Below are 17569 nucleotides of genomic sequence, written 5' to 3' on the forward strand. Positions count from 1 at the left end.
TGGAGGGGGCCGGCTTCAACGTGGTGGACCTGGGGGTGGACGTATCGCCGGAGAAGTTCCTGGAAGCGGTGCGGGACCACAAGCCCAAGGTGGTGGGGCTCTCGGCGCTTCTCACCACTACCATGCCGGCCATGAGGACGACGATCGAGGCGCTGAAGGAAGCGGGGGTGCGGGACTCGGTGAAGGTGATGATCGGGGGAGCCCCGGTGACCCAGCGCTACGCCGACGAGATCGGGGCCGATGGCTACGCCCCCGATGCCGCCTCCGCCGTGGACGTGGCCCGCTCCCTCACCGCTGCCTGAACCGCTCCCCGGACGGACGAACCCCGCGGCACCCCGGGTCGCGGATCCGGGGTGCCCGGCTCGTCTGGCTGCTGACCAGAGCCGGCAATCCGCGGCCGCTCCTTTAGTCGGAGGATGCAGGCAAATGAAGGGGGCGGTGGCGGCACTGCCGTGGACGGCCAGGATATCCCTGCTATTGCTGCTGGCGGTCATCATCGTCCTCAACGCCTGCGGGCGCCGCCACCTCCCTGACCACCCCTTTGACCGGGCCATCCTGCTTCGTGCGGCCGGCATGCCGGCCCGAGCCGAGTCGGCGCTGGAGCAGGCTGTGATGGCATGGCCGCTGGACCTGGAGATCAACCGGCTCTACGTCATCAACCACTACGAAACCCCGCCTGGCGCCGGTAGGGACGACCGAGCCCTGGAGGGTCGCTACCTGGCTCTGACTGCGGACCCGGCATCCGCAGACATGGCTCACCTCTGCCTGGGTGAGATCCGCTCCCTGCAGAACCGGCACCCGGAGGCGCTGGAGCTGTATCTTCGGGTGCGCAACCCCAGACTTCGGTACCTCAACAGCGGTCTGGCCAGGACCTATTACGCCCTGGGAGACGCCGCCCGGGCGGAAGCTCACTACCGACTCGAGATCGCCTTGGGGGGTGATCTGGCGAGCGCGGTACCCGAACTGGCGCGGCTCTACTTGGCGCAGGGGCGGCTGGATCAAGTCTCCGAGCTCCTGGCCGACGATCGGCTGGCCCGCTACCTCAACGCGGGCATCAGGCGGGAGGCCGCCCTGCGCCTTGGCGACTGGGGCGCGTATGCGCGGATCGTGTTCCTCGAGCCGGTGCTCTACGTCCAGCTTGGCGCCGCCCTCAGTGCTCTGGTCATCTGCGGCATATGGCTCACCTTCTTCCGGCGCATAGACGTCTTCGAGCAGGAACCTCTGGCCCTGGTGCTGTTGGCGCTGGTGCTGGGGGCCCTCTCTGCCGAGGGTTCTCTGGTGCTTGGGGACGCCCTGGAGCCGGTGCTCCGTCCCCGGCTCCCCGCCGGCTGGCCGGGCGACCTGGTTCACAGCGTGATCGGCACTGGCATCGTGGAGGAGGTGGCCAAGTTCGTGCCCCTGCTCCTGGTGGCGGCCCTGTCCCGCCACGACAACGAGCCCATAGACCTACTCATCTACGGGAGCCTCTCGGCCCTGGGGTTCGCCACCCTGGAGAACGCCCTGTACTTCACCGGGTACGGGCTGGACATCGTCTTCAGCCGGTTCATCATCTCCACGGTGCTGCACCTGTCCATGACGGGATCAGTGGCCTACGCCTGGGGCCGGGCCCAGTTCATCCGCAGGGCGTGGCCGGCACCGCGCGTTGCCAGTGCCCTGGTGTTGGCGGCCCTGCTGCATGGCCTCTTCAACTATTTCCTGGGCAGGCCGCCCCAGCAACTGGCTGCGGTGAGCATTCTCATCGGGCTGGGGCTGGCCATCGCCTACGGCAACATGATCGTCAACTGCCTCAACTTCTCCCCCTACTTCCGCCGGTCGCAGGCCCAGGGAAGCCGGCTGCAGAACCTGGGCCTGTTGGCGGGCACGGCGGCCCTGCTGATCTCCATCGGGTACCTGTACTCCCACTACACCTACTCTACCGAGGTGGCCAACCTGAAGCTCCTCTCCGGCGGTGCCTCCGCTCTGCTCTCGGTGCTGGTGGTGTTTGGCTCCCTGGGGGAGATCACCCTGATGCAGGGCACCACCGTGCCTCTGTTGCAGGCCGCCTGGCGCCGCCGACGGACCAGCATGGAACGCTGATGCCGCCGATACTGCGCTGATTCCCGCTGATCCCATGTTCACACTCTCTGTCTAATCAGCAGAAATCAGCGTATTATCAGCAGTATCAGCGTTCCATTGTCTCCAGGAGGGAGCGGGATGGTCTACGAGGAGTTCGCCCCGCTGCGGGAGACTCCCCGCTACAAGGCCGACTGGGCGGGGGAGTTCGTCGAGCTGAGGCAGTCCGGGCTCCAAGCCATCGGGGTGGCACTGGCTCTGCTGGGCTATGCTTGGGCCTTCGCTCAGGCTCTGTCCATGCATCCTGCCTTCGCCTGGGCCCCGCTGTCTCTCCCCCTGGGCGTGGGTGCGCTGGGAGTGGCGCTCCTCCTGGCGAGACGGCCGCCGTGGTTGCGCAGCGCCCTGTATGTGGGTGGAGCGCTGGCCTTGGGGGCGGTGGGCCTGTGGTGGCAGCGCACCCTGGGGGCGCCCTTCTTCCTGGTCCTCATCACCACCGCCTCCACCCTGGTGGGGCCGCCGGGGCTGGTCTTCGGCGTCGCTGCCGCTAGCAGCCTGCTGCTCCTCTCGGCAGCGTCCCGGGTCGGCATCTGGCCGCCGGAGATCATCGGGCCGGCCCTGGCCATGTGCTGGGGGGCGGCGGGGATAGCCTGGCTGACCTCGCGCAACTTGTACACAGTGCTCACCTGGGCCCTGCGCGGCTACGAGAGCGCCTGGCAGACGGCGGTGGAGCTGCAGAACGAGAGGGGCAAGCTCAACCGCACCATGCGGGCCCTGTCGGAGGCCAACGCCCTGCTCAAGCGCACCACCTACGACCTGGCCGAGGCGCGGGAGGAAGCCGAGCGCGCCCGCCAGCTCAAGGGGCAGTTCGCCGCCAACATCAGCCACGAGTTGCGCACTCCCCTGCACCTGATAGTGGGCTTCTCCCAGATGATGTACACCTCTCCGGGCGCCTACGAGGGGGTGCGCTGGACCCCTGAGCTCAGAGGAGACGTGCAGGAGATCTATGAGAGCGCCCAACACCTGCTGCGGCTGATTGACGACGTCCTGGATCTCTCTCAGGTGGAGGCGGCCCGGCTGCCCCTCACCAAGGAGCGGGTGGCCCTGGCGCCCCTGGTGCGCGACAGCGTGGAGACGGCGCGGAACCTCCTGCGTGGCCGCGGGCTATACCTGAACGTGGACCTGCCGGAGAGCATCCCGGCGGTCTACGCCGATCCCACCCGCATCCGGCAGGTGCTCCTCAACCTGCTCAACAACGCCGCCCGGTTCACCGAGAGCGGCGGCATCACGGTTCGGGTGCGAGTGCATGAGCAAGAGGTGCAGGTGTCGGTGGAAGATACGGGGGTGGGCATACCGGCGGAACAGCTCGAGGACATCTTCGGGGAATTCCACCAGGTGGACGCGTCCCTGCGCCGGCGCTACGGTGGCACCGGACTGGGGCTGTCCATCTGTAAGCAGTTCGTGTCTCTGCACGACGGTCGCATCTGGGCCGAGAGCGAAGTGGGCAAGGGCAGCACCTTCCACTTCACCCTGCCCCTGCCATCGGCCCCGACGGTACGGTCGCAGCGGAGCCAGGTGGCTCCGGGCTGGCGCTATCCCGCCTCCCGGCCGGCGACGCCGCGCCGTATAGTGACCCTGGCCCAGCCGCCTCAGTTCCAGCGCCTCCTGACGCGGTACCTCACGGAGGTTGAGGTGTTGGCGGTGGAGCAGCCCGAGGGGCTGGCAGCGGCGGTGCGGCAGGTCCAGGCCGACGCGGTGGTGCTGGCGGCGGGAAGCCTGGACGAAGCGGCGGTGGAGGAGCTGGCCCGAGAGTGCCGGGGGCAATTGGTGCCGGTGGTTTCCTTCTCGCTGCCGCTGGAGGAGCACCTGGCCCTGGCCGAGGGTTTCTCTCACTGCTTGATGAAGCCCTTTAGCGCCGAGGGCCTATTGCGGACGCTGGAACAGGCGGCGCCCGGAGCCAGGAGGGTGCTGGTGGTGGACGACGACCCGGGGGTGGTGCGGCTGGTGGAGCGGTACTTGAGCACCGTTGCCCAGCCTCCCGAAATCCTGGCGGCCTACGATGGGGAAGAGGCCATCTCCCTTCTGGACCGGGGCCCGGACATGCTGCTGCTGGACCTCATGCTGCCCAAGGTGAACGGCATCCAAGTGCTGCGCGCTCTTCGGTCTCGGCCTGAGGGAGCGGAGGTGCCGGCAGTGGCCATCACCGCCTACAGCTTCGCGCGGGACGTAGCCGCCCTGGGCCAGGGGGAGATGGTAGTGCGCCGGGGGGAGCACTTCACCGCCCAGGAGATGATGCGGTGGCTGGAGACGGTGCTGGAGGCCATGCCGGCCCGCCACCTCACCCCCGGCGGGCCTGCGCCAGAGCCAGCACCAGCGAGGACTGACTGATGGGCTTGCGCAGGTAGGCGTCGGCGCCGATGGTGTGGGCCAGGGTTTCCTCCTCCAGGACCGAGCACACGATCACGGGGATGTGGCGAGTGTCGGGGTCGGTCTTGAGCGTCTGCAGGATCTGCCACCCGTCCACGTCGCGCATCATCACGTCCAGCAGCACCACATCCGGCCGCAGCCGGCGTATCTCGTCCAGCGCCTGCACGCTCTCCTGTATGGCCGTGACCCGATAGCGGTGCGGCTCCAGGTAGCGCTGGAAGAGGCGCAGCGTCTTGGGGTTGTCGTCCACGATGACCACGTGATCCTCGCGGGCGGAGGGCAGGAGCAGCCTGAGTGCCGGCCGGTATCCTTCCCCGGTCACCTCGAGGCGGCCGCCCACGCGCCGGGCCAGCTGACCGGGCAAGCGTAGGTGAGCTTCCAGCGCCTCCGCACTCAGGGAGGCCGGCAGTCCGCCGACCGACACGGTCACCCAGCGTTCCTCGTCTCTCACCTCCAACTCCAGGTAGGTGCCGGGCGCGGCCTGGGACAGCCCGCTGAGCAGGGAGACCATCAGTTGCCGGGTGAGGGCCTGGTCGGCGAAGGCCTGGGCGGGGATCGGACCGCGCAGGCTGAGGGCCACGCCGCAGGAGTCGGTGAGGCTGCGCACGGCGGCGATGGCCTGCTCTAGCACGGTGGCCACGGCGAAGGGCCGAGGCTGCAGGCCCAGTTGCTCCAGTTCCTCGGTCAGAGTCTGCCCCAGGTCTGTCTCCTCGTCGCGGTCGAGGCGTCGCTCCCAGAGGAGGGCGGCCAGGGCCTCGCAGGCGCGCTGCTGTTCGCGGAAGAACTGGCGGCGGCTGATGGCGAGGCGGTCCTGGATGTGCTCGTTGGAGGCCCCTTCGGCGTACTTGTAGCGGAGGACGGCGTAGGGCCGGTAGGCTGGGTCGCGGGGTGAGACGCCCGGGGGCGGCTTGAGGTCGGTGATGGCCTGGAGGAGGGCCTCGGTGAGGGCCTGGGCGCGGGCCTTAGGGTCGGTGATGGTGGAAGGGACGAGGTGGGCGGTGAGGGGGTGGTTCTGGAGGTGAGCGGTGTCGAAGAGGTGCGCGAGGGCGTCGCGCACGTGGGAGAGGAAGTCCAGACCCAGTCTGCTCTCAGCTAAGGGGTCCAACCTTCACCGCCGAGATCGCTGAGATCGCAGAGCCTCGCACCTTGCCGGCCGCGGGACTCGGGCGCTGGTCTCACACATGCTGTGATTCCACCGTAGCCTGCCCTACGCTCCCCGGTCTGCCAGCCATCTCCTCAGAGATTCCGGGCTTTCCGCCGAGCGACGGCCGGCCAGAAGGCCGACGACGCTCACGTCTTCGTCCAGATCGGGCCAATGGATGTAGCTCCCGTCGCCGAGGATCTCGAGGTGGGCGCGCTCCTCTCGGCTGCCATACCAGAGCCGCGGATACCAGGCGAGAGGGACGATGATGGTGCGCCCGTCAACGAGGTCAACGATGAGGGTGTCCTCAGTGACGTGTACCCGCTGGGCCTCGCGTGCGCAAGGAGTCATGCGATCGCTCCCTTCTCTGGCCAGTATAGGCGCGGCAAGAGCTGGGAGCAACGGGCGTGGAACCATGTGTGGCGCTGGATGGCACTTCTGTGGCACTGGAGTATGGAATCAGACTCTCTGTCTGTCCTAGAATAGCATTGAGGTTGCTGTCGCGCCTCATTTTCCGCGTTTCCGGCCGTCGCTGAGTGAACCTGGATACTCCAGGAGAGGAGGCGAGATGAGAGGGCGACTAACGCGTCGTGATTTCCTCCGTGTAGCGGGAGTCGGTGTCGGGGCGGCGGCAGTGGCCGCTTGCGCCGCAACGCCAGCGCCGGGAGCCGGGGAGGCTCCGCCGGCAGAGGCTGAAGCCACCCAGGCTCCGGCTCCGGTCTCAGCCGAGGAGTCGGTGAAGCTCACCACTATGTGGCGCACCAATCCTGCCGAGAACGCGATGCTCGAGGGGATTGTGGGCGTCTGGAAGGAGACCTATCCCAACATTGACTTGGAGGCGATCTTTGTCCCCTGGGATGAGTTCGAGCCCAAGCTCTTGGCCATGTACACCGGTGGCATCGCTCCGGACGTCATCGGCATGGGCGGGACCAATCCCTACGTGGAGCGGTTCGTGCGCGGCATGGTCCGGGGCTTGAGGCCCTTCCTCGACCTGGACCCCTCGATCGAGGAGGGGATGTGGCCGATCGCCGCCAAGGCCTACGCCATCCGCGGTGATGTGATCGGTCTTCCCTGGTCCATCACTTACCCGGGCTTCTTCTACAACGCCACGTTGCTCGAAGCTAGTGGTGTAGAGCGGCCTCCCACGGACTGGGGCGACACGTCTTGGACGGTAGACGAAGCCCTGGCCATGGGCAAGCAGCTGACACTCGACAAGGATGAGGACGGCAAGACGGACCAGTTCGGCCTGAACTTGAGCCATCGTAGCCCGTTCTACCTCACCCGACTCTGGGGGGAGGACCTCGTAGGTGAGGAAGACTATGCCGAAGGCATACTCAGGCACTTGCGGTTCGACGACGATGCGGTCTACCAGGCGTGCCTGGATGGTATGACCGTTATTGCCAACGCCATCCACAAGGACCAGGTTACGCCCAGTCCAGAGACAGCCCAGAGCCTGAGTCAGCTTGGGCCTATGCTCAAGACCGGTGCCCTGGCCATGGACTTCGCAGCGGCATGGGCACTGAGCCCGCCGCTGCCGGAGGAGTTCGAGTTTGGCGCCGCGGCTGAGCCCCGGGCGCGGTCCACCGGTGGCGTTGGCTGGCTGAACCCGATGCAGATGGCTTCCAGCACGAAGTACCCCGATCAGGCCTGGCAGTTCATGACCTTCTTCGTTTCCGACGAAAGGGCGCAGACGATCTTCATTGAGAACACTACCGGGAAGGTACCCCCGGGCAAGGCCGGGCTGAAGAAGTACGTGGATGGTTGGGCCCCCAAACTGGTCAACACCAACGAAGAGCTAGAGAACATGCTGCAAGGCGCCCTGGCGCAGATCAAGGCGAGCTGCCCCTGCCACATCCTGGTCGGCTGGGCCGCCATTCGCGATACGTTCCGGGCGGAGATGGAGCCGGTGTGGCTGGGGACGAAGGAGCCCAAGGAAGCTCTGGACACCATGATCCCGCTCATGAATCAGACGCTTGAGGAGAAGCTCAAGGAACTCAAACTGACCGACGCTGCCGGTACTGCCTACCCTGTGGCGGCCTACGAACTTGCCTCTCGAAGCGGCGGCGCATGCGGCTGTGCTGGCTGTGGGGCCTCCTGCGCCGGATGCGGTGGCGGCGGGTGCGGCGCGCTGGCCTGACGAGAAGCCGGCTCCAGCAACTCAAGGCCCCTTGCCCGCGGAGACTGTGAATACGGACCCTAAGCGGCGGAGAGGATCAGAGCTTCCGGTCCTCTCCGCCCACGCACCCTGGGTGTTTGGTGGTCTCTCAATGGGGGGCACGCGAGTGGAAGAGAGGATGTGATGGCTAGCGAGGCGATTGCTCTACCCCGCCGAAGGGCGGTGGGTGGCTTGACACCGCAAGCGAAGCGTGAAGAGAGGTACTTCTACGCCTTCATCTCCCCGTGGTTCATTGGGTTTGTGGTATTCACCGCCGGCCCCATTCTCGCGTCTATCTACTTCAGCTTCACTGTATACGACGTGATGCGGCCTCCCGATTGGACCGGGCTGAGCAACTACAGCAGCCTTCTGGCGGACCGATTGTTCTGGCAGTCACTGCGCGTCACGGCGCTGTACTCGGCTGGCTCGGTGCCTCTCGGCATTCTGGCATCGCTGACGGTAGCCCTGCTGCTGAACCGGGACATATATGGTGTGGCGGGCTTTCGCACCATCTTCTACTTGCCATCGGTCATATCAGGCGTGGCCGTATCCTTGCTCTGGATGTGGATCTTCAACCCCGATTTTGGCATCCTCAACTACGCTCTCTGGAAGCTATTCCGCATCCAGGGCCCCGCCTGGATCATGAGTGAGCGGTGGGTCATACCATCGCTTATCTTCATGAGCCTCTGGGGAATCGGAGGTGGCATCGTTATCTACCTGGCCGGGCTCCAAGGAATACCCACTGAGCTCTACGAGGCCGCGTCCATAGACGGAGCGGGATCCTGGACGAAGCTGCTTAGAATCACCCTGCCCATGATGAGCCCCGTGATTCTCTTCAACCTGGTCACCGGCATCATAGGCTCGTTCCAGGTCTTCACCCAAGCCTACGTCATGACCGCCGGGGGCCCGCACAACGCCTCTCTGTTCTACGTCCTGTACCTATACCGCAACGCTTTTTACTACTTCCGCATGGGTTTCGCTTCCGCCCTCGCTTGGGTGCTCTTCATCATAATCCTGGTTCTGACCCTCCTGGTATTCCGGTCGTCACCCCTGTGGGTGTACTACGAATCCGTCAGAGGCTAGAGAACAGATGTTGCGACTCGGAGACGGGAGGCACGAGCGGTGACTATTGCTCTAGGCAAGACCCAGCGCAAGGCCATTGGGGACGCTCTGACCTACTTAGTGCTTGTCGCGGCCAGCTTCGTCATCCTGATCCCTGTGTTCTGGATGCTCTCCACCGCGCTTAAGGCAGATGGCGAGGTCTTCCTCTTCCCGCCGCGGTGGATTCCGGCGAAGCTCCACTGGGAGAACTTCCACCGCGGCCTGACCTTCAGGCCCTTCGGCCGCTACTTCCTGAACACAGCCACGGTGACTGGTCTGGCGGTGGTGGGGCAGCTGCTCTCCTCGCCACTGGTGGCCTACGCCTTTGCTCGCCTACGGGCCCGACGCAGGGACGTGCTCTTCATCCTTGTGTTGTCCACCATGATGATCCCATCCCAAGTGACCATGATCCCGACGTTCGTGCTGTTCCGGCAACTGGGATGGATCAACACCTTCAAGCCTCTGATAGTACCCCACTTCTTCGGCAGTGCCTTCTTTATCTTCCTGATGCGCCAGTTCTTCATGCGGCTGAGCCCAGAGCTCGATGACGCCGCTAAGATAGATGGCTGCGGCTACTTCGGGGTCTACTCCCGGGTGATACTTCCCCTCGCCAAACCGCCTTTGGCCACGGTCGCCATCTTCTCCTTCATGTGGAACTGGAACGACTTCATGCACCCCCTCATCTACCTGAGTAGCGAGCACAAACTCACCCTGACCCTGGCTCTGAGCCGCTTCACCGGCCAATACGGTGAAACCGCCTGGAACCTCCTCATGGCGGTATCCTTGGTAACGGTCTTGCCCTGCGTGGCTCTCTTCTTCTTCGCCCAGCGCTACTTCATCCAGGGGATCGTCATCACCGGGGTGAAGGGATAGGCCCGCGGAGGACAGAGTGAACAGCAAGGAGAGGGTCCGGATCGCGATGGAGCGCGGCCTACCCGACCGCGTGCCCTGGGGGGAGTTCGCTATAGACTATGACACGGTCGAGCGCATCGTGGGGCACGAGACTTACGTCCGGGCCAAAGCCCGCTGCCAGCTAGCCATCTGGGAAGGCCGGCGTGACGAGATGGTCCAAAGCCTGAAGGAAGATGGGATTGCTCTCTTCCGGGCCCTGGCTGACGTGCTTGATCTCATCAACCTGAACAGCATGTACTTCGCTAAGGTCCCCCCCAAGGGATATCGGGCGGATGGTCCTACTCGCATTGATGACCTCACCTACCAGTACAGCGATGGACGGGTGCTGAGATACTCGGAGATCACGGGCGACTTCGCCATTGTCGAAGATCCGCACAGGTGGACCCGCGAGTTCCGCGAAGAGGAACTCCTGGCCGAGGCTTCCGAAGAGCCTGAGGACGAGAGCTGTTACGAGGTGATAGACGCGATAGTGTCCGAGTTCGGCCATGACAAGTACATCATCGGGCCCATGCCTATGGCGCCGGAGTTGCCCCTTCTGGGAGGAATGGAGCGAGGGCTGTTGGAGATGGCGACCAACCCGGACCTGGTGGACAGATGCGTGCAGCGTGGGCTCGAGATGAAGGAGCGCCGGATGGTGTCGTGGCGTAACCGCGGCTACGACGCCACCCTCACCGCCACGGACTTCGGCGCCCAGCGGGCCAGCTTGATGTCGCCCAGCATGTTCCGCCGATTCTGCTTGCCCGGCATAGCAGCCAACGTGCAGGCTGCGCATCAAGCGGGCCTCAAGTATGTCAAGCACACCTGCGGCAACAACTGGAGCCTGCTTCCCATGTTTACCGAGATAGGTGTGGACTGCTACCAATCGGTGCAGGAGTCGGCCGGCATGGATACAGCCGAGGTGAAACGGCGCTACGGCGACCGCATGACCATCTGGGGAGGCGTACAGGTCGAGCACCTGGTGAGCGGGACGCCTGAGGACGTGCGCCGGGACGTACGGCGGGCCATGCGGGTGGCGGGCGAGGGAGGCTTCATCCTCGGTGCCAGCCACAGCATCGCCGTAGGCACGCGCTACGACAACTTCATGGCCATGCTGGATGAGTTCGTAAGGCTCCGCGACCGCTAGCCGATCCCCTTGCAGCAACACCCCGAAAGCCGCATCATACCCGGGCGCGGACGCGAGGACGGTATCCCCGCGACCTGCGCCTGCTTGTGAGAACGCGGGCTCTAGTGTGGCTACCCCACACAAGCGACAACCCGGCCGAACCATGGCGGATATGGCCGGCCTCTGCGCCACTCTGGGACCTCTGCGTTCTCGCCGGTGAACCACTGACCAGGTGCAACATAGGAGGCACTCATGGCAGAGAAGAAGATCGCCGTCGGCATTCTTGGCCTCGGCCGCAGTGGCTGGGGCATCCACGCCCGCACCATCGGCAACCCGGCCGTCGCCGAGAAGTTCCAGGTGGTGGCCGTCACTGACCCCATCACCGCCCGCATGGACGAAGCTAAGGACGTCTTCGGCTGCCGCACCTACGGCAGCGTGGACGAGCTCCTGCAAGACAAGGAAGTGGAACTGGTGGTGGTGGCCACCTTCAACCACCAGCACGCTGACCACAGCATCGCCGCCATGCGGGCCGGCAAGGACGTCCTGTGCGAGAAGCCCATGGCTAGCAAGCTGGCCGACGCCGACCGCATGATCCAAGCCCGCGACGAGACCGGCCGCGTCCTCACCTTCAACCACAACAAGCGCTACTCCCCCGACTTCCTGGTGGTCCAGGACGTCCTCCAATCCGGCAAGCTGGGCGAGATACTCCTCATCCGCATCGCCGGTCAGGGCTTCCGCCGCCGGTGGGACTGGCAGACGCTCAAGTCTCACGGCGGGGGCGAGATGAACAATAACGCCGCCCACGCCGTGGACGCCGGCCTCACCCTCCTCTCCGTCCTGGGCGCCGACGCCGACCCCGAGGTGTTCTGCGACGTGCGCAAGACCCCTCTGTGCGCCGGCGACGCCGACGACCACGTGAAGATCGTGCTCCGGACCAAGGGCGGCCCCACGGTGGACGTCGAAGTCACCAACGCCGCCGCCATCCGGCAGGACTCCTGGTACATCATGGGCACCCAGGGCGGCCTCACCGGCGGGGCCCAGGAGCTCCGCTGGCGCTACTTCAACCCCAGGCTGCTCCCCGAGCGACAGGCTACCGCCGAGCCCACCCCCGACCGCAGCTACAACCGGGAGGACGTCCCCTGGCAGGAAGAGAGCTGGCAGAAGGGCGAGGAGAAGACTACCGGCTACGACATGCTCTACCTCGACCTCTACGAGACCCTGCGCCACGGCGCTCCTCTGGCCATCACCCCGGAGAGCGTGCGCAAGCAAATCGCCATCTTCGAGGAGTGCCGCCGCCAGAGCCCTGTGTAACCAGGCAATAGGACACAGATTGCGCTGATACCACGCTGATCCACGCTGATCAGAGAGGGGCTGCTACCTAGAGACCAGCGGGGATCAGCGTCTTCTCAGCGCCTGCTACGAGGCTGCAAGTGGCGGGGATACGGGCGGTGGTGGTGAGTGGTCCCGGGCGTCGGGCTTTCAGGGCCGTCGCCGACTATGCGCTTGTCACCGCGGGGGCGGTGCTGGTGGCCGCCGCCGCCGACATGTTCCTCATCCCCAACCAGGTGGTATCGGGCGGGCTCACCGGCGTGGCCATCGTCCTGCACTACCTCATCGGCACGCCCGTGGGATTGGTCACCTTCGTCCTCAACGTGCCCCTCTTCCTGGCCAACTTGAGGTGGGGAGGGGGCCTTCGAGCGGGAGTCAAGACCATCTTCGCCGTGGCGGTGATGTCGGCGGCGATAGACTTGCTCCGTCCCCACCTTCCCCACGTCACCTCGGACCCGCTGCTCTTCATCGTGTACGGTGGCCTCCTGGACGGGCTGGGCCTGGGGCTGGTGTTCCGGGCCGGTGGGACCACCGGAGGCACGGACATCATCGCCCGCCTGGCTCATCGGTTGGCGGGGGTGAAGCTGGGCCATACTCTCCTGGCCGCCAATGTCCTCATCCTGGGCGCGGCGGCCCTGGTCTTCGGGCTGGAGCCGGCCCTGTACGCCCTGCTGCTGGCCTTCGTCTCCAGCCGGGTGATCGACCTGGTACAGGAAGGACTGTCCCAGTCACGCTCGACCATCATCGTCTCCCGGCGGCCGGAGGAGGTGAAGAGGGCCATACTGGAGCAGATGGAGCGGGGCGTCACCGTCCTCCACGGTGAAGGAGGGTTCACGGGCGAGCCCCGGGACGTTCTGCTCTGCGCCGTGCAGCAGTCGGAGCTGAGCCGGCTCAAGCGGCTCATCCAGGCGGCCGACCCCGAGGCCTTCGTCATCGTGATCCCCGCCAGCGAGGTGCTCGGGGAGGGGTTCCGGGGCCTGTCGGCGCCGTAGGAGGTCGTGCCGGAAAGGAATGGAACGCTGCGGACACCGCCGTGCCTATTGATGCCGCTGATCGGATGCCGATCAACGCGATCTATTCGCATTACCTCTCTGATCAGCGTCAATCTGCGTAGTATCAGCGTCATCCGCGTTCCGTTGGAGACACCTAATGAAGCTGTCCCTGGCAGTGCAGACGCCGGAAGTGGGCCCCACCATTCCCGTGGCCCTGCTGACCGGCACGTTCGAGGAGAAGCTCGCCAAGGCGGCGGCGCTGGGCGCCCAGGGCGTCGAGCTCATGCCCGCCGACCCGGTGGAGCTAGATGCCCAAGCGGTGCGCCGCTCCGTGGAGGAGGTCGGGTTGGAGGTGTCCGCTATCGGCACGGGGGCGATAGCCGCCTCAAGCGGGCTCACCCTCCTGCATGCCAAGCAAGAGGTCAGCCGGCAGGCACGGGAGCGGCTCTACCGGATCATCCAGTTCGCCCACGCCGTGGGTGCGCCTGTCGTCACCATCGGCGCTTTCCGGGGCCGAGCTGCCTGGGTAGGGGAAGGCGCGCGGATGCAGCTGCAGGATACGCTGCGGGCCGCCGCCGAACTGGCCTCGGCCCATGGGGTGCGCCTGGCCCTGGAACCAGTGAATCGCTACGAGGTGGACCTGGTGCACACGGCCGAGGAGGGGCTGCAGTTCCTGCGCCAGGTGGGCCACGATTCCCTGGGGCTGCTGCTGGACACCTTCCACGTCAACATCGAGGAGAGCTCGTGGACGCAGCCCTTCGAGACGGTCATGGCGGCGGGCAAGCTCCTCCACGTGCACTTGGGGGACAACAACCGCCTCCCCCCAGGCAGAGGACTGATCGACTTTGCCGCCATCGTCCAGTGCCTGCGCCGCGGGGGCTACCATGGCTACCTGTCCGCCGAGTTGCTGGCCCTCCCCGACCCCGACACGGCCGCGCGCCAGGCGCTGACCTACATGCGAGAGCTGATGGAACGCTGATGGCGCTGGTGAGGCACTGATCACCGCTGATCCATTGACATTATCTCTCTGATCAGCGTCATCCGCGTTCCATCTCGCCGCCCTTGGCAGGAGTGCCTGCCTTCTGCTAGCCTGTCAAAGTCGTCCGCCCCGGGCGTTGCCGGTGTCACACGGGAGTCAGAGCGATGAGATGGGTCGCCGTACTGCGGGAAGACGAGCTTGGCCAGGGGAGTCGCCGGGAGGTGCAGGTCGAGGGGCGTACTGTTCTGCTCGCTCACGAGCAGGGCCGCGTCTATGCTTTCGCTCCTCGATGCCCGCACATGGGTGCCCCGCTCATGGAGGCGGCGATCGGCGAAGACGGCATCCTGACCTGCCCCCGCCACCACAGCCGGTTCGACCTGGCCACGGGGGAACCGGTGGCGTGGTCCCCCTGGCCTCCGGTGCTGGGGAGCGTCTTCCGGGCGGTGCGGAGAGAGAGACCGTTAGCAGTCTACCCCGTTCTGGTGGGAGACGGGGTTATCTGTGTGGGATTTCCCGATGAGCAAGGCGCGGCCTAGATCGGTGACGCAGGGGGGAAGACGCAGCACTCGTGCCCCGTGAGCCAGGAGAGCCCCATCGCCTCGGCCAGGGCGATCGCGGCGCGCACCGGGTTGACGATCACGTTGAGGCCGGCCCTGACCGCGAGCGGGTCGAGTTCGTCCCGGTAGCTGCCCTTGGGCCTCATGCAGCCGAGCTGGAGCGAGACGCGGGGGAAGCGCAGCCGCGCCGCAGCCAGCACCTCGGCCACCTCCTCGGGCTCCGGCGGCTGCACGGAGGCATACGGGGTTCCGGGCGTGGGGATGAGCACCAGGAACACCAGGGCGTCGAACCGATGCCCCTCCAGTCGTTCCAGCGCCAGCCACTCGTGGCCCAGCCGGCCGGCGCGCAGGCCCACGGTGATGTGCGGCACCACCCTGGCCCGCGAGGCTAGCAGGTCCAGGCACCGCTCCAGGTCGTCGGCGGTCGCCTCCAGCCCGTACACCTCGCGCAGGGTGTCATCGTCTCCCACGAAGTCGAACGACACCACGTCCAGCAGGCCGTCCAGCCCTTCCAGGTCTTCCTCGTGGACCAGCCCGAGGTGCCAGTTGGTGCGGCGCCCCTGGACCAGGGGTAGCAACTCGGGCAGCCGCTCCCGCACTGGGACCCGTCCCCGGCGGTCGCAGCCGCCGGAGATGAGCAGCGAGGGCGCAGCGCCGGGTCGCAGTCCATTCAGCGGCCTCATGCCGCTCAGGTAATGCCCGCCGCAGTGGGCGCAGTTCAGGGCGCAATAGGTGCCAGTAACGCTCACGGCCAGGGTGTCTACTGGCACGGAGGCGGTGATGAGGGGAGGCCAGTGCCGGAGGCGCGCCTGCCAGGCCTGGTCCAGCGCCTCTTCCAGGTCAGCCGACAGGGACCGTCCCATCACCAGGCGGCCCGGCAGTCCAGGCTCTGGACGTCGCCGCTCTCGCAGTCGAGGAGGAGCAGGCGATGGCGCAGGGGCTCTCCCACGCCGGTCAGTAGCTTGACCGTCTCCTGCACCTGCAGGGCGGCCACCAGCATGGGAGTGGCGGCGGGGGTGCCTGATGCCTGTTCCAGGCCCCTCTCGGGGACCTGCCCCTGAGGGTAGAGGGCACGCAACCCTGGGTCACCCGGCATGATCACCATGACCTGCCCCATGAAGCCGGCGATGGCGCCGTGGACCAGGGGCTTGCCCAGGGAAGCGGCCGCCTCTTGCAGCACCACCCGGTCGGTCAGGTTGTCCAAGGCATCCACGATGACGTCGGCCTCTCCCAGGAGCTCTGACGCCTGCCCCGCCGTCAGGCGCGCCTGGCGAGGGATCACTTCCACCGCCCGGTTGATGGCCCATGCCCGCTGCCGCGCCGCTTCAGCCTTGGATCGGCCCAGGTTCTCCTCGTTGCTGAGTAGTTGGCGGTTGAGGTTGTGTTCCTCGAACACGTCGCAGTCCACGGCGATGATCCGGCCCACTCCCGAGCGGGCCAGAGCCTCCAGGTTGAAGCCGCCCAGTCCGCCGAGGCCGACCAGAGCCACGGTGGAACGCAGGAGGGTGGCCTGTCCTTCCAGGCCCACGGTGCCCACGTTGCGGACGTAGCGCCAAGGGGCGACTCCGGCTTGCAGAGCTGCCACTTCCACCTGGCGCCGCTCGAGTCCGAAGCGCTCCGCTAGCTGGTCGGTGGCCTCCAGCGGCAGCACCGGCCGTCCCTGGAACTCGTGAACGTAGTAGTGTAGGGCCTGGGAGAGGGTCTCGGTCGGGTCAGGGGCTCCGTCGTTCATGGGGCTTTCCTTCACCTCCGTGGTCCGGTGCACCTGTGGGCGCACCAGCATACTTGTATCGTCAGCATATGCATCCTGGGCCTGGAGAGCAACGAGCCCGCCAGATAGGTGAGGGCGATTGCCTCTGCCGGACGCCGGCGGGAGTCTGCCCTCCACGCACGGTGTCGTGATGAGCGCCAACGACACATGCCCCGCGTGCGAGCCTGGAGATTCCTCGCCCCTGCGGGGCTCGGAATGACACTACGGGGTAGGCGCTGCTCACAGCATGGGCGACGACGACTGCTCCTCGCCGCCATGCCGGTGCGGGGGGCCACCGCGTCCGCCCCTGCCCGGTACCCGCCACCTGGTAGGGGCAGGCCACCGTGCCTGTCTCAGGGCGGACGCGGTGGTCCGTCCCTTGGACCGCAGCATCCTGGCAGGGGAAGGCCGCTGTGCCTGCCCAGGGTAGACGGCTCCTGACGAAGGCGGCTGCCGTCGCAGGGCAGTGGCGCATGGAGCCAGGCTGTGATAGGGTGTCCCGAAGGCTTCGGAGGCCGATGGGTTCGCTCGGCCGAACGCCGTGGAGATGCTCGATGATGGCACGGTTAGTATGGGAGGTACGATGAGTGAAGTGAGGCCCGGTGACACAGTAAGAGTGCACTACACGGGCAAGGATGAGACAGGTCAGGTATTCGATAGCTCGCAGGGCCGAGAGCCGCTGCAGTTCACCGTGGGGCAGAGAGCTGTGATCCCCGGCTTCGAGGACGCTGTGGTGGGCATGAGCCCCGGCGACAGGAAGACGGTGGAGATAACAGCTCAGCAAGCCTATGGCGAACGCCGCGATGACCTGATGCTAAGAGTGGACCGCCAGCAGGTCCCGCCCAACCTCGACCTGAAGGAAGGCGACCGGCTGCAGGTTCGCATGGCCAACGGGCAACTGGCTCCGGTCACCGTTGCCGAGGTCACCGACGAGGTAGTGGTCCTAGACGCCAACCATCCGCTGGCGGGTAAGGATCTGACCTTCGACATCGAGTTGGTCGAGATCGGGTCGTAGTACGAGAGATGGGGCGTTGGGCCCTGTTCTCCGCACAGACAGCCATGCTCAGATGGCCCG

15 protein-coding genes and 1 pseudogene are annotated in these 17569 nt (G+C 66.2%); 12 read left to right on the forward strand and 4 right to left on the reverse strand.

Annotated features, from left to right (window positions below; genetic code table 11):
* The 3 genes from HPY83_15435 to HPY83_15445 form a co-directional block, all read left to right on the forward strand.
* Positions 1-302 (forward strand): cobalamin-binding protein (locus HPY83_15435; protein ID NPV09338.1); only part of this gene is annotated, 302 nt, incomplete at its 5' end.
* A 124-nt stretch (positions 303-426) separates the two neighbouring features.
* Complete coding sequence (locus HPY83_15440) at positions 427-2076, forward strand: PrsW family intramembrane metalloprotease (GenBank protein NPV09339.1); 1650 nt, start codon at positions 427-429, stop codon at positions 2074-2076.
* A 117-nt stretch (positions 2077-2193) separates the two neighbouring features.
* A complete protein-coding gene (locus tag HPY83_15445) occupies positions 2194-4437 on the forward strand; it encodes a hybrid sensor histidine kinase/response regulator (GenBank protein ID NPV09340.1) in 2244 nt (747 codons plus the stop codon).
* Here HPY83_15445 and HPY83_15450 read toward each other — a convergent pair.
* Positions 4388-5581 carry a response regulator gene (locus tag HPY83_15450; GenBank protein NPV09341.1) on the reverse strand — a complete coding sequence of 398 codons (1194 nt, stop codon included), beginning with the start codon at positions 5579-5581 and terminating at the stop codon, positions 4388-4390. The genes HPY83_15445 and HPY83_15450 overlap by 50 nt on opposite strands.
* Before the next feature lie 102 nt (positions 5582-5683).
* Positions 5684-5968, reverse strand: a complete 285-nt coding sequence (locus HPY83_15455; GenBank protein ID NPV09342.1) for a DUF2442 domain-containing protein — start codon at positions 5966-5968, stop codon at positions 5684-5686.
* A gap of 217 nt (positions 5969-6185) precedes the next feature.
* On the opposite strand from HPY83_15455, the gene HPY83_15460 reads away from it, so the two are divergent.
* From HPY83_15460 to HPY83_15495, 8 genes and pseudogenes are all read left to right on the forward strand, one after another.
* On the forward strand, positions 6186-7754 hold the full coding sequence (locus HPY83_15460; protein ID NPV09343.1) for an extracellular solute-binding protein: 1569 nt from the start codon (positions 6186-6188) through the stop codon (positions 7752-7754).
* A gap of 162 nt (positions 7755-7916) precedes the next feature.
* Entirely contained in the window at positions 7917-8855 is a 939-nt protein-coding gene (locus HPY83_15465; protein NPV09344.1) for a sugar ABC transporter permease, read from the forward strand.
* 144 nt (positions 8856-8999) lie between these two features.
* Positions 9000-9746, forward strand: a complete 747-nt coding sequence (locus HPY83_15470) for a carbohydrate ABC transporter permease (GenBank protein ID NPV09345.1) — start codon at positions 9000-9002, stop codon at positions 9744-9746.
* Positions 9747-9762: 16 nt separating this feature from the next.
* The gene (locus HPY83_15475; protein ID NPV09346.1) at positions 9763-10908 is read left to right on the forward strand and encodes a hypothetical protein; all 1146 of its coding nucleotides are present in this window, start codon (positions 9763-9765) and stop codon (positions 10906-10908) included.
* 231 nt (positions 10909-11139) lie between these two features.
* Positions 11140-12198 carry a Gfo/Idh/MocA family oxidoreductase gene (locus HPY83_15480; GenBank protein ID NPV09347.1) on the forward strand — a complete coding sequence of 353 codons (1059 nt, stop codon included), beginning with the start codon at positions 11140-11142 and terminating at the stop codon, positions 12196-12198.
* 170 nt (positions 12199-12368) lie between these two features.
* Positions 12369-13208: pseudogene (locus HPY83_15485) on the forward strand (YitT family protein).
* A gap of 157 nt (positions 13209-13365) precedes the next feature.
* Positions 13366-14187: a sugar phosphate isomerase/epimerase gene (locus tag HPY83_15490; GenBank protein ID NPV09348.1), complete on the forward strand. Its 822-nt coding sequence runs from the start codon at positions 13366-13368 to the stop codon at positions 14185-14187.
* Between the two features lie 164 nt (positions 14188-14351).
* A complete protein-coding gene (locus HPY83_15495; protein NPV09349.1) occupies positions 14352-14723 on the forward strand; it encodes a Rieske (2Fe-2S) protein in 372 nt (123 codons plus the stop codon).
* Here HPY83_15495 and HPY83_15500 read toward each other — a convergent pair.
* The gene (locus HPY83_15500; protein ID NPV09350.1) at positions 14720-15607 is read right to left on the reverse strand and encodes a radical SAM protein; all 888 of its coding nucleotides are present in this window, start codon (positions 15605-15607) and stop codon (positions 14720-14722) included. The genes HPY83_15495 and HPY83_15500 overlap by 4 nt on opposite strands.
* A complete protein-coding gene (locus tag HPY83_15505; protein ID NPV09351.1) occupies positions 15607-16476 on the reverse strand; it encodes a HesA/MoeB/ThiF family protein in 870 nt (289 codons plus the stop codon). Before HPY83_15505 ends, HPY83_15500 begins: the two co-directional genes overlap by 1 nt.
* A gap of 601 nt (positions 16477-17077) precedes the next feature.
* On the opposite strand from HPY83_15505, the gene HPY83_15510 reads away from it, so the two are divergent.
* Positions 17078-17509, forward strand: a complete 432-nt coding sequence (locus tag HPY83_15510; GenBank protein ID NPV09352.1) for a peptidylprolyl isomerase — start codon at positions 17078-17080, stop codon at positions 17507-17509.
* The last annotated feature ends 60 nt before the right edge of the window (positions 17510-17569 follow it).

The sequence above is a fragment of the Anaerolineae bacterium genome, from assembly GCA_013178015.1.
Lineage (GTDB): Bacteria > Chloroflexota > Anaerolineae > DRVO01 > DRVO01 > Ch71.